This is a genomic window from Sutterella sp., assembly GCF_052272535.1.
Lineage (GTDB): Bacteria > Pseudomonadota > Gammaproteobacteria > Burkholderiales > Burkholderiaceae_F > Sutterella.
Genome location: NZ_DAVZJY010000331.1, coordinates 1 through 1,810, shown reverse-complemented (window position 1 = coordinate 1,810; position 1,810 = coordinate 1). Strand labels below are relative to the sequence as shown.

Here is a 1,810-nt window from a genome sequence, read left to right as displayed (position 1 = left end):
GAGCGTTGGTCAAGTGGAGAATCCCCGTCCTTCAGGGCGGGGAGTGCGTCAAGCGAGGGACACGATGGTGATGCATTTTCTTCATCTTCTCTCCGCGAGCTTCGGGCGGCTGCGCGCCCTCGCGAAGAAGGAGCTCATGACGCTTCTGCGCGACCCCGGGATGCGGCGCATCCTCGTCGTGCCCATCATCGCGCAGTCGATCCTCTTCGGCTACGGGGCCACCTTCAACCTCGAGGAGGCGCCCTACGTGGTCTTCGACGCCTCGCGGAGCCCCGCGAGCGAGCGGGTGCTGCGCGCCCTCGAATCGAACCGCATCTTCGTGCGCGCTGGGAATCCCCTCTCCTTCAACGCGCTCGAGCGCGCGGTCTACGAGGGCGAGGCGCTGATCGGCGTCTACATCCCGGACGACTTCGCGCGGAGGATCGCCCGGGGCGAGGCGGGCAGAATCTTCGTCGCCGCGGACGCGCGCAACACCACGACCGCGAACGTCGCGACGGGCTACGTCTCGGCCGTCGTCGAAGCCCTCAACCGCGAGGCGGGCGCGGCCGGCCCCATCGAGATCGTGGACCGGTGGCGCTACAACGAAAACGGCATCACCCGCTACAACATCATGTCCGGCCTCATTCTCGGCCTCGCAATGATTCAGGTGATGCTCCTCGCGGGGCTTGCCGTTTCGCGCGAGCGCGAGGAAGGGTCCTTCGACATGATGCTCATGACGCCGCTCTCGCCCGTAGAGATTCTCTTGGGCAAGGCCGCCGCCCCGATCGTGATCGGCGTCGCGCAGAGCCTCATGATCTTCTCGGTCTGCCGCTGGTGGTTCGGGATTCCCTTCGCGGGTTCGATCTGGCTCCTCATCTTCGTGGTGACGCTCTTCTCGACGAGCATCGTCGGGCTCGCACTCGCGATCTCCGCCTGGTCCAAGACGCTGCAGCAGTCCGTGGTCCTCGCCTTCATCCTCTTGCTTCCCTCGCTCGTCCTCTCAGGCCTCATGACCCCGGTGGCGGCGATGCCCGGATGGATGCAGACCCTCACGGTGATGAACCCCGTGCGCTACGGCATCCTCACGGTGCGGATGATCTACTTCGAGAACGCCGGGCTCGCCGACGTCCTCCCCTACCTCTGGCCCCTCGCCGTGATCGCGCTCGTGACGATCCCGGGAGCGGCGTGGCTCTTCAGGAACAAGGTGGCGTGAGCGGATGGAAGCGCCGGCACACCATGCGCTTGATCCCGGTTCTTCGGGCGGGCTCAATCTTCATCTGCCCGACGAGGTCTCTGTTCGTCAGGTGAGCGGTTTTGCCTTGGGCGTCCCTCGGATTTCGACCCGCCGCGAACACCCCCGCTTCCGGCTGCAGGCTTGAGGGCCGCCTCCTGCTCCCGGAGGCGTCCACCCGGTTGCATTCGCCCATTTCAGACGCAAAAAAAACCCCCAAGTCCGAAAACCCGGGGGCGAGCCGCCGAAGGTCCTTGCTTCGGCGGAACCGCCGCACATCGAGGTGCGGCGGCGGCAGAAAAACGGTTGCGGAAGCCGGAGGCGTGAAGCGACGAGCAGAGAACCTTCTCTCTCGATTCTCGCTCGAGCCGCGCTCTTTTCAGAGAGCCCGGCAAATCCAGATGAAGATTTTGTGACAAGCCGTCCGCTCTTTATGTACGATCGTCCATGTAAACGCCAATTTTTTACTGAGTATCAATGAATTGCGAAAGTCATGGTTTTCAAGGGATGTCAAAAACACCACACCTTCCTCCCGCTCGCCTCCCTCCTCGGGCTTTTCCACACTTCCCTGAGCGGCAACGGGCCGGCCGCACCTCCGGC

Annotated in this window: 2 protein-coding genes; one reads left to right on the top strand and one right to left on the bottom strand. The window is 64.0% G+C overall.

Annotation, left to right across the window (positions count from 1 at the left end):
• Nucleotides 1–70: 70 nt before the first annotated feature.
• A complete protein-coding gene (locus tag ACT6Y9_RS10735; RefSeq protein WP_295480750.1) occupies nucleotides 71–1,192 on the top strand; it encodes an ABC transporter permease in 1,122 nt (373 codons plus the stop codon).
• Between the two features lie 397 nt (nucleotides 1,193–1,589).
• Here the strand turns inward: ACT6Y9_RS10735 and ACT6Y9_RS10730 are convergent.
• A partial coding sequence (locus tag ACT6Y9_RS10730) for a hypothetical protein (RefSeq protein WP_443744522.1) occupies nucleotides 1,590–1,810 on the bottom strand: 221 nt, incomplete at its 5' end.